Raw genomic sequence first — 15,758 nt, 5'->3', positions numbered from 1 at the left:
TCTCAGGCGTAGATGTCAGTCCAAAGCTCGTCCAGCGACGGCTCGGGGCTTTCTTTCGAGAATTCGGCGGCCTGGTTCACGACCTCCTTGATCTCTTTGTCGATCGCTTTCAGGTCGTCTTCGGTCGCGTGCTTGCCAGCCAGCAGCAGTTCACGCACATGTTCGATCGGGTCGCTCTGCTCGCGGACCTTCTGAACTTCTTCGCGGGTGCGGTATTTGGCCGGGTCCGACATCGAATGGCCACGATAGCGATAGGTTTTGATTTCCAGGATGTAGGGCCCCTTGCCGGCGCGGCAGTGGGCGACCGCCTTTTCACCGGCTTCCTTGACGGCCAGCACATCCATGCCGTTAACGATCTCACCCGGGATGCCAAAGGCCTCGCCCCGGTGGTAGATATCCTTGGTCGAGGTTGAGCGCGCCTGAGCGGTGCCCATGGCGTATTGGTTGTTCTCGATCACGAAGACGACCGGCAAGGCCCACAGGGCGGCCATGTTGAACGTCTCATAGACCTGACCCTGGTTTGCAGCACCGTCGCCGAAATAGGTGAAGGTCACGCGGCCATTCTCTTTGTATTTGTCGGCGAAGGCCAAACCGGCGCCCAGCGGCACCTGCGCGCCGACAATGCCATGACCACCGTAGAAATGCTTTTCTTTCGAGAATATGTGCATCGAGCCGCCCTTGCCCTTGGACAAGCCCCCGATACGCCCCGTCAGTTCGGCCATCACGCCGCCCGGGTCCATCCCGCAGGCCAGCATGTGACCGTGATCGCGATACGATGTGATGCGCTTGTCACCTTCCTCGGCGGCGGCTTCAAGGCCGACAACAACAGCCTCCTGACCGATATAGAGGTGGCAGAAACCGCCGATCAGGCCCATTCCGTATAGCTGCCCTGCCTTTTCCTCGAATCGGCGGATCAGCAACATCTCGCGGTAATAGGTGGTAAGCTCTTCTGCAGAAACATTTGGTTTCTTTGCGGTTTTTCGCGCAGCCATAGCGGCAATCTCCCCCTCTCGGCAGATAGTTTAGCGTTAAACTATCTCATAAAGCATTTCCTGCTTTCTGGCGAGTGGAAATGTGACGCAGCGTCGGATCGCGCGCAATTCGGCGCATGTCACCGGGGCTGCGTTGAGAAGAGAAAGGCTTTGGGGCTACGTCGCGGGTCAGCGAATAACGATCTCATCCGCGCGGATCATGCCCAGAACGCTGCGGGTTTGCTGATCCAGCAGATCCAGATCCAGATAGGTATCGGACAGGCGTCGCGTCAGATTTTCCATTTCGGCAATCTCGGATTCCAGCTGTGCCAGATCGCGCGACAGGGCGTCCCGTTCCGCCGCAATCTCGACCCGTCGGAACAGGCCATAGTCGCCCTGCACGGCGGCAAAGGTGAAATAGACACCCAGCATGAAAGCCACCATGAAGAAAACAACTGCGCCCAAACCGGGCCGATGGGAACGGGACACTCTGTTTACCGCCGTATGAAGTCTGCCTCAAAAACGTGCCCTTTGCGGGCCTCTGTTCGCACTATGTCATAGGTGATTCGGCTTGTGAATCCCCTGATTCGCAAATTTCCGTGCCGGGTGGTGAAAAGTTCAAACGGTCTGGCTTGGCAGTGGCGTCTCAATGGAAAGGCGCGTGTTTTCAACGCCAGGTCGTCAGTTCGTGATTGCGCCTAAGTGTTTGTTCTTCCATGCATGACCAGTAAAACATGGCGTCGGCGCTGCCGCCCGCGGTTAGTTCCTGTTCACAGGTGGCATCGCGCGTTTTCAGCCAGGCGCGCTGTTCATTCAGCAACGCCTGCCCATCGCCGCGCGCATCCGCTGCGGGTTTGATTTCCTTCCACAACCGGTTCAGTTCACGGTCTGCGATTTCCCACTTCTCCTTCGCGCAGAAATTGATTTCCAGCTGCGTCTGGCCGCCACAATGAGACTGGGCAAAGGATGAACAGGGGATCAGGACAAGCGCGAGGACCGCAATGGCTTTCATGGCAAATCTCCGGATTAAAAGAAGATTTTACCACGATCCCCAGCGGTCGGCCACAAGTGACGGGGGTAGATTATTGTTCCAATGCGGCAACGCCGGGCAGGGTTTTGCCTTCCATCCACTCCAAAAACGCGCCCCCTGCGGTGGAGATGTAGGAAAAGTCCTTTGCCGCGCCGGATGCGTTCAACGCAGCCACCGTGTCGCCACCGCCTGCGACTGAAATCAGTTGACCGGCCCGTGTCAGGGCGGCGGCCTTGAGCGCGGCCGCGTTGGTTGCGGTGTCGAACGGCTCAAGCTCGAACGCGCCCAGCGGGCCGTTCCAGATCAGGGTCTGGCTTTGTTCAAAGATGTCGGTGATTGCGGCGACGCTTTCGGAACCTGCATCCAGAATCATGCTGTCAGGGGGGCACTGATCGGCAGCCAGAACCTGATGCGGGGCCTTGGCCTCGAATTTCTCGGCAACCACGATGTCGCGCGGCAGGACGATCTGACAGCCGGAGGCGCCAGCCTTGGCCATGATCTCAGCGGCGGTGTCTTTCATCGCATGTTCGGCCAAGGACTTGCCCACATCCTGACCCCGGGCCACAAGGAACGTGTTTGCCATGCCGCCACCAATGACCAGATAATCAACCTTGTCGATCAGGTTGCCCAACAGATCCAGCTTTGTCGAAACCTTGGCACCGCCCACAACCGCCGTGACAGGGCGCTTTGGTGATCCCAGCGCATTTTCAAGCGCGCTCAACTCCTGCTGCATCAGACGGCCCGCGCAACAGGGCAGCAGGCGCGCAAGCGCTTCGGTCGAGCTGTGCGCGCGGTGCGCGGCGGAAAAGGCGTCGTTGCAATAGATGTCGCCCAGCCTGGCCATCCCGGCCGCCAGTTCGGGGTCGTTCTTGGTTTCAGCCGCGTGAAAGCGCGTGTTTTCCAGCAGCAGCACCTGACCGGGCTGCAGAGTGTCGGCGGCCAGCTCGGCCTCGGTGCCGACGCAATCGGCGGCAAACAGGACACTGGCACCAAGCGCCGCCTCCAGCGTCGGAACCAACTGCTTCAGCGACAGGTTTTCGCGCCGCTCGCCTCCAGGACGTCCGAAATGGGCCAGCAGAATGGGTTTGCCGCCAGCCGACAGAATATCCTGCACGGTCGGCACGATGCGCTGAATGCGCGTCGCGTCGGTCACAACGCCATCCACGACCGGTACATTGATATCCACCCGCACCAATACGCGTTTGCCGTTCAGGTCCATATCGTCCAGCGTTTTCCAGCCCATGGTGCAATCCTCAGTATTGTAAAACCGGTTTAGGCGGTTCTTTTCCTGCATTTTGCCCTCAGGTCAATGCGTCACTTGGCATTCACGCGCCCGGCGCATAGGTATTTGCGCAAGACAAATCGACAGGAGGGCCTCATGGCCGAGATCAAGGATCCCGAAAACACAATCATCATCGAACTGAAAGGTGGCAATGTCATCATCGAACTGTTGCCGGACGTGGCCCCGCAGCACAGTGCGCGGATGAAAGAGCTGGCGCGCGGTGGTGAATATGACAACGTGGCCTTTCACCGAGTGATCGACGGGTTCATGGCTCAGACTGGTGACGTGCAGCACGGTGATATGGAAGACGGGTTCAACCTGCGCATGGCGGGCACAGGCGGTTCGTCGCTGCCGAACGTACCGGCCGAGTTTTCCAAGCTGCCCCATGATCGCGGCACTCTGGGCGCTGCCCGGTCGCAGAATCCGGATTCCGCGAACTCGCAGTTCTTCATCAACTTCAAGGACAATCACTTTCTGAACGGCCAGTACACCGTTTACGGTCGCGTCATCGACGGGATGGAGCATGTGGACGCCATTGTACGCGGCGAGCCGCCAGCGAACCCCGACCGCATGATCAGCGTGAAGGTTGCAGCCGATGCATAAGCTGGCCGCCGCATTCGCTCTGCTGGCCAGCCCCGCGTTGGCCACGGGCCTTGAGATCGAGATCGAGGGTGAGGGGGCCAACGGCACCGTCACCGTTGATCTGTTCGAGGACCTTGCCCCGAAACATGTCGAACAAATCAGTGCCTTGGCCGCTGAAGGCAAATATGACGGCGTTGTTTTTCACCGCGTGATTGACGGATTCATGGCTCAGACCGGCGATGTCGAACATGGCCGGATGGGCAGTGATCTGCGCCGGGCCGGAACCGGAGGGTCGGACCGGCCGGATCTGCCTGCCGAATTTTCGGACTACAATTATGATCGCGGTGTCCTCGGCATGGCGCGGGCACAGGACCCCAACAGTGCCAATTCGCAGTTCTTCATCATGTTCGAACCTGGCCCCTTCCTGAACGGGCAATACACTGTGGTCGGTCAGGTGACCGATGGGATGGATGTGGTCGATGCGATCAAGCGGGGCGAAGGCCCCAATGGCGCTGTGATCGGCCAGCCCGATGTTATGAAAAAGGTCACAGTGACTGAGTAAGACACAGCCCCGGCGCCGAATGACGCCGGGGCTTTTTTGAATGTTCGTGGGGCTAGTCGTCGCCCATAGCCGCCCAGATCAGCGCCCCGATGGCGGCACCGATCAGCGGGGCAACCCAAAACAGCCAGAGCTGCGCAAGTGCCGGACCATCGGCAAACAGGGCGACACCGGTCGACCGCGCCGGATTGACCGATGTGTTTGTCACCGGGATCGAGATCAGGTGAATCAGCGTCAGGCACAGACCAATGGCGATCGGGGCAAACCCGTCCGGAGCCCAGTTCGAGGTCGCGCCCAAAATGACCACGATGAAGAACGCGGTCATCACGATCTCGGTCACCAAGGCGGAGGTCATCGAATAGCCCCCGGGTGAGGCGTCGCCATAGCCGTTTGAGGCAAACCCGCCAACGCCCTCGAACCCCGGTGCGCCGCTGACGATCAGATACAGGACGGCCGCGGCGGCAATGGCTCCGATCACCTGCGCGATCCAGTAAGGGACAAGGTCCTTTGCCGGGAACCTGCCGCCGATCATCAGGCCAAGGCTGACAGCCGGGTTGAAATGCCCGCCCGAGACATGTCCGACCGCATAGGCCATTGTCAGCACGGTCAGACCGAAGGCAAAGGAAACGCCCAGCCAGCCAATACCGACATCCGCAACGCCCGCCGCCAACACTGCGCTGCCACAGCCCCCCAGCACCAGCCAGAACGTGCCGAAGAATTCCGCCAAAAGTTTTTGAAACATGAAATGCCCTCCTGAAAACAATGGGTTTCAGTGTAAGGCAAAAACGGATTTTGCGAAACGGGCACCGGGGCGGTGGTTATGTGGCGCAGTGCAGAGCGCGGCCTCAGAGGCGGGGGCCCGTCCACGAAGCCGGGTCCAGCCGGAACAGTTTGGCCAGTTGATCGTAAACGTCCGGTACCTCGGCTTTCAGTTCCCGGGGCTGTTCGAAAAAGACCTCGACGGAGACGGCAAAGAACTCTTCATGACCCACAGCGCCATAAGCGTCGATGAGCGTGTGGCGACCGCTTTCAACGGCGCGGACATGGGCGTCATAGGCGGTCAGAAAGACGTGTTCCCACTCGGCGAAACTCTGCCCGTCACTCAGGATCGGGACGCCGTTTGTCCCGCCGGACAAATCGTCGATCTGGTGGGCGAACTCGTGCAGGACAACGTTCTGCCCGTCCCTGTCATTCATCGCCCCCTGCCTGCTGTGCGACCATGACAGGATCACCGGGCCGCGATCCCAGCTTTCACCGGTGCGCACGATTTCCTTTTCGCTGACGACATAGCCATCCTGCCTGCGCTGACGTGATTTGAACGCCGTCGGGTAGATCAGGATCGTCGTCAGGTGGTCGTACCAGAGGTCACTGTTGACGACTAGCAGACAGGCCTGTGCCGCAATGGCAAGCCGCATCTCATCTGTGACGTCCAGACCGTCGCAGCCGTGAAAGCGGACCTGATCCAGAAAAAGGTTCACCTTGCCGTCGAGCTTGGTGCGCAGATTGGCCGGAAGCCGGCGAACCAGCGGCACCTGCCGTTCGATGATGATCCGCTGCTGTTCCGTCAGGGGCGTTGCCAAAAGCTTCTGCCGGGTCTGGGACCGGGACCAGTGGTGATAAACAAACAAGCCCGCGATCAACAGCAGGATGGCAAAAAAGAACAACATCCAAAAAGCTTATACGGAGCCCCGACAGCAGGAAACCGGAATTTCCGGGGCCACGGCATCGCCAAACGAAAAACGCCGCGGGGGGCCCGCGGCGTTCCACCAATTCGTTGCCTGTCAGCGTTACTGCTTGACTTCGGCGGCCGGGTTGGCACCCGACTTGCCGCTGCGGCCCGGGTTCAGCGGGTCGTCCTGACGCTGCACCGAACCTTCGAAATGTGCACCGCTTTCAATGGCGATGGTCTTGTGGATGATGTCGCCTTCGACGCGTGCGGTCGAGGTCAGGCGCACCTTCAGGCCACGCACCCGGCCAACGATGCGGCCGTTGATCACGACGTCATCGGCAGTGACTTCGCCCTTGATGGTCGCGGTCTCGCCAATGGTCAGCAGATGCGCGCGGATGTCGCCTTCGACTGTGCCTTCGACCTGAATGTCGCCAGACGTCTTCAGGTTGCCGGTGATGTGCAGGTCCGAGGACAGAACCGATGCCGGCGGCTTGGGCTTGGGGGCCGTGCTGGCTTTGGTTTCGGTTGGTGCAGGGGCCGCTGGTGTGGCCGGAGCGGCAGGTTTAGCCGTCTCGGGCGCATTGGATGCGGGTTCGTTGATTTTGCTCTTAGAAAACATTTCTCGCAGCCTTGATGTAAGTCATTGGGTTTACAGGTTTTCCGTTTACACGCACCTCATAGTGCAGATGCGTGCCGGTAGACCGTCCGGTGCTACCCATATCAGCAATATGATCCCCGCGCGAGACCCTTTGGCCAACCTTGACCCGGATCTTGGTGTTATGAGCGTAAAGTGTCTCAATCCCGAAGGCGTGGCGGATCTTGACCAGCCGGCCGAACCCGGACTGCCAGCCGGCATGAGTGACAACACCATCGGCGGTTGCAAGGATGTCCGTCCCGTGCGCGCCGGCGAAATCTGCTCCGTTATGCATACGGCGGCCACCGGTCTTGGGGTCGCGGCGGGTTCCGAAGCCGCTGGTGAAACGCACGACCGAGTTCACCGGGCTGGCGAACGGGGCCTTTTCGGCCGCGATGCGATACAGGTTCAGCTGGTCCATTTGCTGCAACAGCGTGTTCGCGCGGATCTGGTCGGGGGTCAGTTCCTCACCGCGTGTGCTGAAGGATAAAGGGGTCAGCGGACCGCCCATACCGCTATATCCGCGCCGGACCTCTTCGATGATGCGGTCGGTGGGCATACCGGCCTGACGGAACATCTTGTCCAGCGGTTCGACCGAGATCACCATCGCCTCTTCCAACTGGCGGAAAATCTCGTCGCTGCGTTCCTGCATCAGCTGGATTTCCAGTTCCAGCTCGTCCCGCTGATCCAGGGCATGCTTGGCGTCCGCTGCGATCTTGTCACGCTCCTGCGCTGTGCGGGTCAGCGCCTGGGTCATGAAATTCATCTGCTCGGGGTCGGACAGGGTCGCCATGTAGACGCCATCAACCTCCGGACCGTGCTGCATTTCGGCCAGCTCGGTGCGGGCCTCTTCGCGCTGCTTCATCGTTGCGCGCAGAGTGGTCTGGATGACTTCGATCCCGGTTTCCAGTTCTCGGCGGCGGTTTTCCGAGGCCAGCAATTCGGATTGCATGGCCGAAATCTGTTCCAGCGCCGCGTTGAACCTGTCCTGCGCTGCCAGCGCTTCCTGCGCCCGAACATCGCGTTCTGCGGACAGAATATTCAGGCGCTCCTGATAGGTCGCCTGATCGCGTTTCGCCTGTTCCCGGAAATTGCCCGACCCGATGCTGTCCATCAGCAGGATCGCCGTGGCAACCGCCGTCCATCCGACGATCACCGCAACACCGGCGACGGCGACAATCTGCGTTTCCGAGCTGAGCCGGATGAACCGCGTGTCGTTGTCAGATTTCAAGAAAACCCGGCGCTCCGGGAAATGCCGTTCGAGTAGTGAGTGTAGTTTTATTGCCAGACGTGTTCGCACGCGTCTTCCCTCTCATCCCCAAAATTCGGGACCGGTCGTGAGTGATAGCCGTCCCTTGGGCGAATTGCATAGAGGGCGCATCGGATTTGGGCAAGTTTGTTAACCAGTTTACCCTACGTAGCAGGGCTTTCCGGCCCATTCTCGGCGGGAAATTGCCGATAACGTCAACTTGAGCGTGCTTATTGCGACTGTCCGGGGGCTGGCAGGTCTTCGGTCAGTGGCCAGTAGAAATCGGGTGGCAATCCGGCTTCGGCGCGCTTTTCCTCGTTGAACGGAGGTTTCAGAACGCCGTGGAAATAGCGGCGGACAAGCTGGTGAAAAACGTCCTTCGGATCCGCATTTTCGCGCCCGCACAGAGACTCGTTATACCAACCAAAACCAATACTTTTTTGTATCGATCAGCGAAATCCCGTTGAAACAATCAATGCATGGAGCCGAAAAACTTCCACTTCAAAAAGTTCCACGCGCACTATGGAACTTTTTCTCCTTAAAACCCCATCAAAAGTTCCATGCACTTGAGTTCCAATCCGGATCGAATTGAGGACAGAAGCGGCAAACGGGAAGAGAAACGAGTTTGGCTTGGGCAATTCTTCTGCTTTGCTTGGACGAGATCCCGCTTGCCGAAGCGGTTTCGCCGTCTGTGCGCGGGAACTGTCGCCTCGTGAATCGACGCGCAGGTGACTACTTGAAGTACTAGGTCTGCATGCAAAACGCTTCAGTGGCGCGGGCAAATGCCAATATACTCAGCGAACATAGGGTGGAAGCTCCTCAACGAGCGGCCAATAAAAATCAGGTGGCAATCCGGCGTCCGCGCGTTTTTCTTCGTTGAACGGAGGCTTTAAACCCGCTTTGAAATAGCGCTTCACTAGCGCATGGAATACTTCTTTTGGATCACTGTTTTCCCTGCCACAGCCGAAGTTAAACCATTTCGCCCCATACGCCACGTGGCTGACTTCCTCGCTGTAGATGGTTTTGAGGCTTTCAACAGCCGCGGTTTCGCCAGCTTTCTCGAAAATTTCTATCATTCCTGGCGTTACATCTAGCCCTCGTGCCTCCAATACCATTGGAACGATAGCTAACCGCCCTTGTAGGTCGTTTGCGGTATCTGTTGCCGCGCGCCACATTCCATCATGAGCGGGCAGGGCTCCGTAGTAACTTCCCATCCTTTCAAGGCAATCACAGATCAGATTGAAGTGTTTTGCTTCGTCGTCCGCAGCTTTTACCCAGTCGTCATAAAATCCCATCGGCATCGGTACGTGGGCGAAGCGTGAGATAATATCCCAGTGCAGATCGACTGCATTGAGTTCGATATGAGCGACGGCATGCAGCAGCGCTATTCTTCCTGCTGGAGATCCCGGCTTGCGCTTTGGTACGTCGCGGGGACTGAGCAACTCCGGTTTCTGTGGGCGAGCAGGATGATCTGGTGGAATAGAAAGCCCTAGTTCAATGATTTCTCCCTTAGTACGCGCAGTTTTCCAAATAGAAGCGTAGGCTCGTGATTTGGCTGTTTTTGCGTGACCATCCGCCGTGGAGAGCACGTCGACCGCCATTGCAGTCAGGGTAGTCGGACGCTGTGTTTCAGCGTCTTTTTCAGTGCGGCTAGACAAAGTGTAACTTGCTCCCGGTTCGGTGGAATTAGCAGAGCTTAGCTTTAAACCTGATGGCGCATTAAGCATTTTAAGGTTGCCTGCCACGCCTACTATAGGGCGCAGCCTGCGTCCAGATTTCAGGTTGCTGCGTGGTCTGAGCCATCATGCGCTCCCGAAACTACGGCCATCTGTCAGTTAGAGCGCATATTGAATGATCGGTTAATTGGAAGATCGGACGGTCGATGAGCGGACTGAATCCGAGTTGATGAGCCAGCCTTTTGACTCAGAATAATTGCGCACGGATTGGAGAGTGGGGCTGGTGAACTAGACGAAGCGAGACACCGCACTGCTATCTGGGGCGGCGACCTCAATCATCGCAGCCCTAGACTGTGGCATGGTTGTCCTTGACAATTCCTGTTAAGTATTTGAATTTAATAATCGTTTAGTCTTCCATGCCTGTACGAAGCATAAAGCCGTTCTGCGTATGACCTTCCTCCACTACCAACCTAACCGTGTTGCTCGAAAATTTGGCGTAAATGGGTGAAGAACTTACCGTACTGGAGGTTGTTGGCTTGTGCGGTCATTTTGAACCAGGCCGCATCTTCTTCCAAAATTGATAGATGCAATTGCGCAACGTATTGAGACCTAGGCCTTCCGCTGGTTCGAGTTGGTTTTTCACCTGAAGCAATGCTCGGTTTGACAAAAGTCTTGTGTTCTTTGTCGAGAGACAGTCGCTCCAAGAAGCGCATCTCCAGTCTGTTCAGTATTTCAATCATCTGGGTTTCTGTCAGATGAACTCTTTCCGCCATTTAACGGCCCCCGCTTTTTTGCCAATCCTTGGTGCAGTTGGAATTTACCCTGAGATTTAAAGTATACTGTATAGACGACTAGCGTTGCGTGGGCGATTTGTCAAAACATGGCGAACGCACCAGAAGACCAATTACTAGCAGCATTTTCCAGAGTTTTGCGTCGCCACAAACTCGCAAAGAAGCTATCGCAACAAGAGCTCGCCACTCAGGCTAACCGAAGCATGCAGTACATTTCACTTCTGGAATCTGGGCACCACCAACCAACACTCGGAACCCTACAACTTCTCAGTGGCGCTCTGGGGCTTACTTTGACCAAATTGGTTTCTGAAATTGAAAAAGAGGCTGAGTAACATCTTGAAGCAAAACTCATAGCCAGAATAAAACGAGTGCTGCGAGGACGATTGCGGATGTTAGAGCCGTCTGACGTCAGCGCCAATGGGACAGCTTATATTAAGTATTGGGTAATGGCGGCAGGTAAGCTGTACTAGCGGTCTGGGTCTGTATCGAGTTTGCCCCAGAGATCATCAACCAGATCAGAGAAGCCATCATTCGAGGCCTCCTTGGGCAGTAGACCAGCTCTTCGCCGGCGTTCAACCTCGGCCATTAGCTCTTCCTCTGTGGCTGTCTCAACCACATCACATCGAAGAGCTTCGAGCTCGTCCGCTGTCCACGACTTAAATTTGTCAACGTAGAAGCCCAGGGAATACGGCTCGTCATCAGAAATCTGCTTGATCACAGCATTCCAATCTTCGCTCTGGTTCGATTCCTTTTCGACCCTCTCATCTAGTTCGCGGATAGACTTGCGGATCATCGGCAGCAGCTCTGCCTCAACGCTTTCTTCGCCCGCGCCGGTCCCCGCAAGCCAAAGGTCTGCGATTTTGCGGACGAGCGCCCAGACCGTCTGATTTCGAGGGTGGCCTTTAATCCGGCCGCCGAGACCTTTTTCTTGAATGCCAAACCGCTCGGCAGCACGTTCGTTCATCCGGATATTGTAATCGGACACGTCCGCGAGTTCTGAATCGTTCTCAGCCACAGCTCGAGCGACCTCTTGATCACCAACATAGACAGCCACCTTCAACATCCCGCTACCCCTTCCTTCGCCGGTTCATCACTCGGCCTAGGTGGCTGTAGTCCAGATCTCGCATGATCCTTTGCACTTGCTCTGGATCGACTTCGCGATCTTTTCCAGCAGTGCGGACGACGTGCCTGACGTAGATCGCCAACGCGACAATGATCACGGCGGACAAGATCAAGCTGAAATGCTCGGGCCCCATCACTAAGTCTTCTTCCTTGGGTCTTCGATCCCGAGGTCGTCGAACACGTTGCCGCTACCATCAGTGATCTCGACATCATCGTCGTCAGTCACTAGATCCCAGGTGTTCTCTTTGACCCATTCATCCCGCCATTTGGGCGCATCGGCCGGACGCTGTGCAAAATCGGCGATTTGCTCGAAAATCATTTTGCGCAATGCAAGCCAGACCTCCGGACCCTCTTTGCGACGGGCTTGCAACTCTCCGATCAAGTCATCCAGAGGAACATCCTGTAACGGGCGCCCGAAGATCTCTTCTTCTGAAAAATCATCTGTCATCGCTCAACATCCTCGACACTGATCTTCAAGACTAAGATCTTGTTCGGTTTTACAGTGATCTCTTTTCCTTCAATCTCTCGAAGTTGACCGTTCACCAAAGTCTCGCAGATTAAGAAAATTGGGATTTCCTCTTCTGTGGTTTTGTCACTCATCTGGCTTACGCGTCGGATCAGGCACCTTTCGCGACCGGATCTCATCCGCTGAGATCGGCTTGGTTAGTTTTGCTCGACCGGCCGCAATTTCAGCCTCCCGAAGCCTAAGCAAACGCAAGGTTTGTTCATCCAGCTCAACGTCGTCGTCATCACCCATCAGACTTCTCCCGAGTACAGTAACAGTGAGAACAGAGCACTTGAGACCTGTCGGCTGTTCGAACGATTTCACCAACGTGGCCACACTCTTCACACGTCACGCCGCATCGAAATTTCATCCAGTCAGCGTACTCTTGAATGAGATCGTGGTATCGACTGAAACCGATGCAAATCTTGCCATCCTGGCCTTTCTTAATGTCCAAGATCTGAATAGTTCCAGGGTCCAGTGCCCTGAAATCTTGACTGAAGGAAAGCTTGTGGAGTGCTTGCGAAATCACGACGAGCCAGCCCTTTCCGACAGCAGGAACAAGAGATGCGCAATCTGGAGAAACGAGGTCTGGATAGTTTTCCACAATGTCCAGCCTCAGGCTGTCGGGCCAGGATCCTTCGGCGCCCTCAGATCGCCGCCGCAGAGCATCATTGTAGCACCAGCTGCAAAGCGTCGTCACAAACCCAAGGACGTTCTGGCGTTGGGCAGAATTAGAACAACCTTCACAGGTTTGCTCAATCTGATCGACACGCCATTGAATCTCTTCACTCGTAGCCTGGTTGCAGCCCGGGCCCTCATAGACGCGCAAGCCTCCCCATTTCTGTTTGATCTGAACGATGGACGGGTGTTCATCACCAAACAGGTCGGGCTGCTCGTCGATCAACCTCTTCACTTTCTCAAGTGCAAGCGTAAGCTGCTCCGCCCACCCGGCACGATACTCACCAAGCTGCTTGAAGACGCTTCCATGAATATCATTCCAGTCGACAACACTGCTCATCACTGACCTCCGGGCCCGCGCCTCTTTGAGATCGTGTGAAACCTCCGCCATAGCAGTCATCATACGGTCGACCACTTCACGGCCATCACACTCGACATGCAGACCCTCGGTCGACCATGTGACGTCAGAGACGTGCGGAGCTGGGTAGTTGTGCGCCATCAACAAACGCATCTCTTCGGCGTACCAGGCGTCAAATGAGCGGAGATCATCTGGCGCTCCATTGTCCTCGATCACACCTCGGACCTTTTCCCGGAATTCCTTCCAGCTCTTTTCGACATCATCCATCAGTCACATTCTCCAGAAATTGGTCTTGTTGAGATGGAAGACCCCTCTCGAGACTTGGCAAAGGGCAATCGGCGGGACATGACCGGTGGCCAGCGAGCCCGTATTCATGAGCTTCCGGGCGTAGTCCTCATCATCGTAGCCTTCGATAATCTTATTGAAGATCACTTGTTGTCCGGCGGTCATCACCAGTCCTTCTTCACGCACGCGGGGCACCGATTACGGTCATCCGTTCGGTCAATCTGACCGAAATAGCCACAAATTGAGCAGGTCATTCGATCCCGAACAGGCTTTTTCCGAACACCAAAAAGCCTCTTCCGTTCAGGATGGCGTTTGCTCGCAACATCATGCGCGCACCAACAGCACAGGGTCGTGTACCAGCCGTCCAACAGCTGGGTGTCAGCAGAATTTCCGCATCGTTCACAGGTACGATTTGCTCGTGCAATCGTCGCAGCGATCATCGACTGGATATGTCTGTCTTCACACCTGTGGTAGATGCGGAGCTCGCCGAATTTCTCTTTGATCTGGAGGATGAAGGGGTAGGTGGCATCTTTAAGATCGCAGAATTCTTTGACCTCTGTGAAGACCGCCGTGACCAAGCCGGACCAACCTTCGGGCGTGCGGCCGAGGCTCCGTTCGACCGATTGCTTGATGTCTTTGAAATCAATTGCGTTCGTGACGTCGTCCGCCATGTCAGACTCCTCCTGAGAATGGTAGGAGGCGTCGGAATCGAACCAACTCGTGCACTCTAATCTGGAGCAATTACAAGGATATAAGCCTCGCCCGCATACCAATGCTGCCTCCCACGGATTTTGCGTGGGTTATCGACCTCAGGCCGATATTCGATGGCAGTGGATGCGTGTGTACGTCATGACCGGAAGCTGAACCAGTTCGTGTCACTATGTCAAGACGGAGTGTGCTGCACTTCGAAATTCACCGCGTAGTTCCGGGAACCTTCTAGCTTGAGTTGTATAACTTGCTGTCATTCGACCGTGTCCGGTATGCAAATTACCCACGCAAATCGAAATTGGGTAGGTGATTCCCATTGCGGCCTCTCTATGTATCCATATCTGGGTGTGAACGAACAACGAGTCAGACCGTGCAAGGCCCACCAAATTAGATAGTCCGTTTGCGGGGAGCGATTTGTTCAGGCGTGGATAGGTTCGTAATCCGGATCAAAATCTATTTTTTGGACGGTTCCAGGCTCACAGAAGACTTTGATTTTAGTTTCTTTAGGAATATCAGTCGCAGGATTGCCCCATGAAATCAGCTGTCTGGAAAACACTGGTTTTAGAGACCAAATTGCTGGTGGCCGATGACTCAAATTCCCTTAAGGTAACTTCAAATTCCGTACCTTGTTGGTCTGCCCGGCTAAGCATCATTGAACCTTGAGCCCGCCTACAAATTGCTAGGCATGATCTGAGCCCAATGCCATGCGAAGTATCCACCAGGAAAGGTGTTTTTCGCCGGGCATCCTCCCATTTTCGGACAGGAATACCAGGGCCATTATCACTAACCGAAATGATAACACTTGACTGAAACGTGCGGCTACTGAGCTGAACTCTTGGTCTGTCACAGTTTGCCGTTGCTGAGATCGCGTTCAAAATCAAATTTTTGAGCAGCCGGTAAAGCTCGTGGCCTTCAATTCTTAAATTGGAATCCCGAACATCTAGTCTGACCACATCCCAGCGTGGCATGACGCTGAAGTCTTCGCTTAAGTCCGAGCAGACCTGAAGTAAGCTACAATGAGACTGATCGTTTGAAGAAACGCCAGGCAAAGCTGACTTGCAAGTTTCAGAGCATCTATCAACGATCCTTTCAATCCGTTGCGCCGTTCCGGCTATGGATGCTTCAGATTGGTTGCTTAGGCTGCTAGCAAGCAGGCCCAACGTTGTAAGCTCATTTCGAATGTCGTGTATTGCATGCGCGCAACGTTCATCTTCAAACATACCTGATTACTCCTGGCGATGTTTGCTCGAGAATGAACCTACACGATGCTGGAGTCTTTCAGATGTCGATAGATTTCAAAAAACCGGTTGAAGGAATAGAATCCGACAGCGTTCGTGGGACAGAGAGCAATGAGACAATAAACAATTTCTTATGAACAAACAGGTGAAAGCTGCGTATTTGGTGACGCCGTAGCTTGTCTGATCGCTTTTCTAGTGCCCTATGTGGATTAAGCGCCTTCGAGTGATCAAAGGCATCAAAAAAGAGATCATATCAATCAAGTCAATCTCCTAGCGCATCAACGCACCCAGAGAATTCGATCCACTATTGTAGATCCAAATTCAGGCCGTCGTTTCGCACTGTTGCAAGTACCCGCCGGTTTGTTCTGTACCAACAGTTATTCCGCCGACGCATTATCAGGAATATCATATCATGCATCTT

Annotated in this window: 20 protein-coding genes and 1 pseudogene; 3 read left to right on the top strand and 18 right to left on the bottom strand. The window is 55.6% G+C overall.

Going from position 1 to position 15,758, the window contains the following annotated elements:
• Window positions 1-2: 2 nt before the first annotated feature.
• From pdhA to ACXAC3_RS14865, 4 genes are all read right to left on the bottom strand, one after another.
• On the bottom strand, window positions 3-992 hold the full coding sequence (gene pdhA / locus ACXAC3_RS14880) for a pyruvate dehydrogenase (acetyl-transferring) E1 component subunit alpha (RefSeq protein ID WP_475161680.1): 990 nt from the start codon (window positions 990-992) through the stop codon (window positions 3-5).
• A 168-nt stretch (window positions 993-1,160) separates the two neighbouring features.
• Window positions 1,161-1,460, bottom strand: coding sequence for an FtsB family cell division protein (locus tag ACXAC3_RS14875; RefSeq protein WP_475161677.1), 300 nt, complete (start codon window positions 1,458-1,460; stop codon window positions 1,161-1,163).
• A gap of 178 nt (window positions 1,461-1,638) precedes the next feature.
• Entirely contained in the window at window positions 1,639-1,983 is a 345-nt protein-coding gene (locus tag ACXAC3_RS14870) for a lysozyme inhibitor LprI family protein (RefSeq protein WP_475161675.1), read from the bottom strand.
• A gap of 70 nt (window positions 1,984-2,053) precedes the next feature.
• The gene (locus ACXAC3_RS14865; RefSeq protein WP_475161671.1) at window positions 2,054-3,244 is read right to left on the bottom strand and encodes a phosphoglycerate kinase; all 1,191 of its coding nucleotides are present in this window, start codon (window positions 3,242-3,244) and stop codon (window positions 2,054-2,056) included.
• Between the two features lie 135 nt (window positions 3,245-3,379).
• On the opposite strand from ACXAC3_RS14865, the gene ACXAC3_RS14860 reads away from it, so the two are divergent.
• Together ACXAC3_RS14860 and ACXAC3_RS14855 are read left to right on the top strand one after the other, a co-directional pair.
• Window positions 3,380-3,886, top strand: a complete 507-nt coding sequence (locus tag ACXAC3_RS14860; protein ID WP_475161668.1) for a peptidylprolyl isomerase — start codon at window positions 3,380-3,382, stop codon at window positions 3,884-3,886.
• The gene (locus tag ACXAC3_RS14855; RefSeq protein ID WP_475161664.1) at window positions 3,879-4,427 is read left to right on the top strand and encodes a peptidylprolyl isomerase; all 549 of its coding nucleotides are present in this window, start codon (window positions 3,879-3,881) and stop codon (window positions 4,425-4,427) included. Before ACXAC3_RS14860 ends, ACXAC3_RS14855 begins: the two co-directional genes overlap by 8 nt.
• A gap of 52 nt (window positions 4,428-4,479) precedes the next feature.
• Here ACXAC3_RS14855 and aqpZ read toward each other — a convergent pair whose 3' ends face one another.
• The 7 genes and pseudogenes from aqpZ to ACXAC3_RS14820 form a co-directional block, all read right to left on the bottom strand.
• A complete protein-coding gene (gene aqpZ, locus ACXAC3_RS14850; protein ID WP_475161661.1) occupies window positions 4,480-5,166 on the bottom strand; it encodes an aquaporin Z in 687 nt (228 codons plus the stop codon).
• A 103-nt stretch (window positions 5,167-5,269) separates the two neighbouring features.
• Window positions 5,270-6,091 carry a M90 family metallopeptidase gene (locus ACXAC3_RS14845; protein WP_475161659.1) on the bottom strand — a complete coding sequence of 274 codons (822 nt, stop codon included), beginning with the start codon at window positions 6,089-6,091 and terminating at the stop codon, window positions 5,270-5,272.
• A gap of 120 nt (window positions 6,092-6,211) precedes the next feature.
• Window positions 6,212-6,712, bottom strand: a complete 501-nt coding sequence (locus ACXAC3_RS14840) for a bactofilin family protein (RefSeq protein ID WP_475161657.1) — start codon at window positions 6,710-6,712, stop codon at window positions 6,212-6,214.
• The gene (locus ACXAC3_RS14835; RefSeq protein ID WP_475161655.1) at window positions 6,702-8,027 is read right to left on the bottom strand and encodes a DUF5930 domain-containing protein; all 1,326 of its coding nucleotides are present in this window, start codon (window positions 8,025-8,027) and stop codon (window positions 6,702-6,704) included. Before ACXAC3_RS14835 ends, ACXAC3_RS14840 begins: the two co-directional genes overlap by 11 nt.
• A gap of 179 nt (window positions 8,028-8,206) precedes the next feature.
• Window positions 8,207-8,407 (bottom strand): annotated as a pseudogene (locus tag ACXAC3_RS14830) (DUF455 family protein); the annotation flags it as partial.
• A 363-nt stretch (window positions 8,408-8,770) separates the two neighbouring features.
• Window positions 8,771-9,577 carry a ferritin-like domain-containing protein gene (locus ACXAC3_RS14825; RefSeq protein ID WP_475163442.1) on the bottom strand — a complete coding sequence of 269 codons (807 nt, stop codon included), beginning with the start codon at window positions 9,575-9,577 and terminating at the stop codon, window positions 8,771-8,773.
• Between the two features lie 545 nt (window positions 9,578-10,122).
• A complete protein-coding gene (locus ACXAC3_RS14820) occupies window positions 10,123-10,425 on the bottom strand; it encodes a hypothetical protein (protein ID WP_170492029.1) in 303 nt (100 codons plus the stop codon).
• Window positions 10,426-10,532: 107 nt separating this feature from the next.
• Here ACXAC3_RS14820 and ACXAC3_RS14815 point away from each other — a divergent pair, with 107 nt between their 5' ends.
• Window positions 10,533-10,775, top strand: coding sequence for a helix-turn-helix domain-containing protein (locus ACXAC3_RS14815; RefSeq protein WP_475161649.1), 243 nt, complete (start codon window positions 10,533-10,535; stop codon window positions 10,773-10,775).
• A 134-nt stretch (window positions 10,776-10,909) separates the two neighbouring features.
• On the opposite strand, the gene ACXAC3_RS14810 is transcribed toward ACXAC3_RS14815, so the two are convergent.
• The 7 genes from ACXAC3_RS14810 to ACXAC3_RS14780 form a co-directional block, all read right to left on the bottom strand.
• Window positions 10,910-11,506 (bottom strand): hypothetical protein, encoded by a 597-nt coding sequence (locus tag ACXAC3_RS14810; protein ID WP_475161646.1) that lies wholly within the window; start codon window positions 11,504-11,506, stop codon window positions 10,910-10,912.
• A gap of 195 nt (window positions 11,507-11,701) precedes the next feature.
• The gene (locus tag ACXAC3_RS14805) at window positions 11,702-12,013 is read right to left on the bottom strand and encodes a hypothetical protein (RefSeq protein ID WP_475161641.1); all 312 of its coding nucleotides are present in this window, start codon (window positions 12,011-12,013) and stop codon (window positions 11,702-11,704) included.
• A gap of 144 nt (window positions 12,014-12,157) precedes the next feature.
• On the bottom strand, window positions 12,158-12,322 hold the full coding sequence (locus ACXAC3_RS14800) for a hypothetical protein (RefSeq protein ID WP_475161637.1): 165 nt from the start codon (window positions 12,320-12,322) through the stop codon (window positions 12,158-12,160).
• Entirely contained in the window at window positions 12,315-13,373 is a 1,059-nt protein-coding gene (locus tag ACXAC3_RS14795) for a hypothetical protein (protein ID WP_475161635.1), read from the bottom strand. The genes ACXAC3_RS14800 and ACXAC3_RS14795 overlap by 8 nt, the downstream gene beginning before the upstream one ends.
• A 3-nt stretch (window positions 13,374-13,376) precedes the next feature.
• Window positions 13,377-13,556 (bottom strand): hypothetical protein, encoded by a 180-nt coding sequence (locus tag ACXAC3_RS14790; protein WP_475161632.1) that lies wholly within the window; start codon window positions 13,554-13,556, stop codon window positions 13,377-13,379.
• Window positions 13,556-14,062, bottom strand: a complete 507-nt coding sequence (locus ACXAC3_RS14785) for a hypothetical protein (protein ID WP_475161627.1) — start codon at window positions 14,060-14,062, stop codon at window positions 13,556-13,558. Before ACXAC3_RS14785 ends, ACXAC3_RS14790 begins: the two co-directional genes overlap by 1 nt.
• A gap of 549 nt (window positions 14,063-14,611) precedes the next feature.
• Window positions 14,612-15,319, bottom strand: coding sequence for an ATP-binding protein (locus tag ACXAC3_RS14780; RefSeq protein WP_475161623.1), 708 nt, complete (start codon window positions 15,317-15,319; stop codon window positions 14,612-14,614).
• Window positions 15,320-15,758: the final 439 nt, after the last annotated feature.

The organism is Ruegeria sp. ABV4_181, assembly GCF_056158465.1.
This window is presented reverse-complemented; position numbering and strand designations above follow the sequence as displayed.

Coding starts and splice junctions, on each gene's coding strand:
- ACXAC3_RS14855 (WP_475161664.1), top strand. CDS start 3,879: ATGCATAAGCTGGCCGCCGCATTCGCTCTGCTGGCCAGCCCCGCGTTG.
- ACXAC3_RS14810 (WP_475161646.1), bottom strand. CDS start 11,506: ATGTTGAAGGTGGCTGTCTATGTTGGTGATCAAGAGGTCGCTCGAGCT.
- ACXAC3_RS14805 (WP_475161641.1), bottom strand. CDS start 12,013: ATGACAGATGATTTTTCAGAAGAAGAGATCTTCGGGCGCCCGTTACAG.
- ACXAC3_RS14800 (WP_475161637.1), bottom strand. CDS start 12,322: ATGGGTGATGACGACGACGTTGAGCTGGATGAACAAACCTTGCGTTTG.
- ACXAC3_RS14820 (WP_170492029.1), bottom strand. CDS start 10,425: ATGGCGGAAAGAGTTCATCTGACAGAAACCCAGATGATTGAAATACTG.
- ACXAC3_RS14790 (WP_475161632.1), bottom strand. CDS start 13,556: ATGACCGCCGGACAACAAGTGATCTTCAATAAGATTATCGAAGGCTAC.
- pdhA (WP_475161680.1), bottom strand. CDS start 992: ATGGCTGCGCGAAAAACCGCAAAGAAACCAAATGTTTCTGCAGAAGAG.
- aqpZ (WP_475161661.1), bottom strand. CDS start 5,166: ATGTTTCAAAAACTTTTGGCGGAATTCTTCGGCACGTTCTGGCTGGTG.
- ACXAC3_RS14825 (WP_475163442.1), bottom strand. CDS start 9,577: ATGGCGGTCGACGTGCTCTCCACGGCGGATGGTCACGCAAAAACAGCC.
- ACXAC3_RS14795 (WP_475161635.1), bottom strand. CDS start 13,373: ATGGATGATGTCGAAAAGAGCTGGAAGGAATTCCGGGAAAAGGTCCGA.
- ACXAC3_RS14860 (WP_475161668.1), top strand. CDS start 3,380: ATGGCCGAGATCAAGGATCCCGAAAACACAATCATCATCGAACTGAAA.
- ACXAC3_RS14780 (WP_475161623.1), bottom strand. CDS start 15,319: ATGTTTGAAGATGAACGTTGCGCGCATGCAATACACGACATTCGAAAT.
- ACXAC3_RS14840 (WP_475161657.1), bottom strand. CDS start 6,712: ATGTTTTCTAAGAGCAAAATCAACGAACCCGCATCCAATGCGCCCGAG.
- ACXAC3_RS14865 (WP_475161671.1), bottom strand. CDS start 3,244: ATGGGCTGGAAAACGCTGGACGATATGGACCTGAACGGCAAACGCGTA.
- ACXAC3_RS14845 (WP_475161659.1), bottom strand. CDS start 6,091: ATGTTGTTCTTTTTTGCCATCCTGCTGTTGATCGCGGGCTTGTTTGTT.
- ACXAC3_RS14785 (WP_475161627.1), bottom strand. CDS start 14,062: ATGGCGGACGACGTCACGAACGCAATTGATTTCAAAGACATCAAGCAA.
- ACXAC3_RS14870 (WP_475161675.1), bottom strand. CDS start 1,983: ATGAAAGCCATTGCGGTCCTCGCGCTTGTCCTGATCCCCTGTTCATCC.
- ACXAC3_RS14815 (WP_475161649.1), top strand. CDS start 10,533: ATGGCGAACGCACCAGAAGACCAATTACTAGCAGCATTTTCCAGAGTT.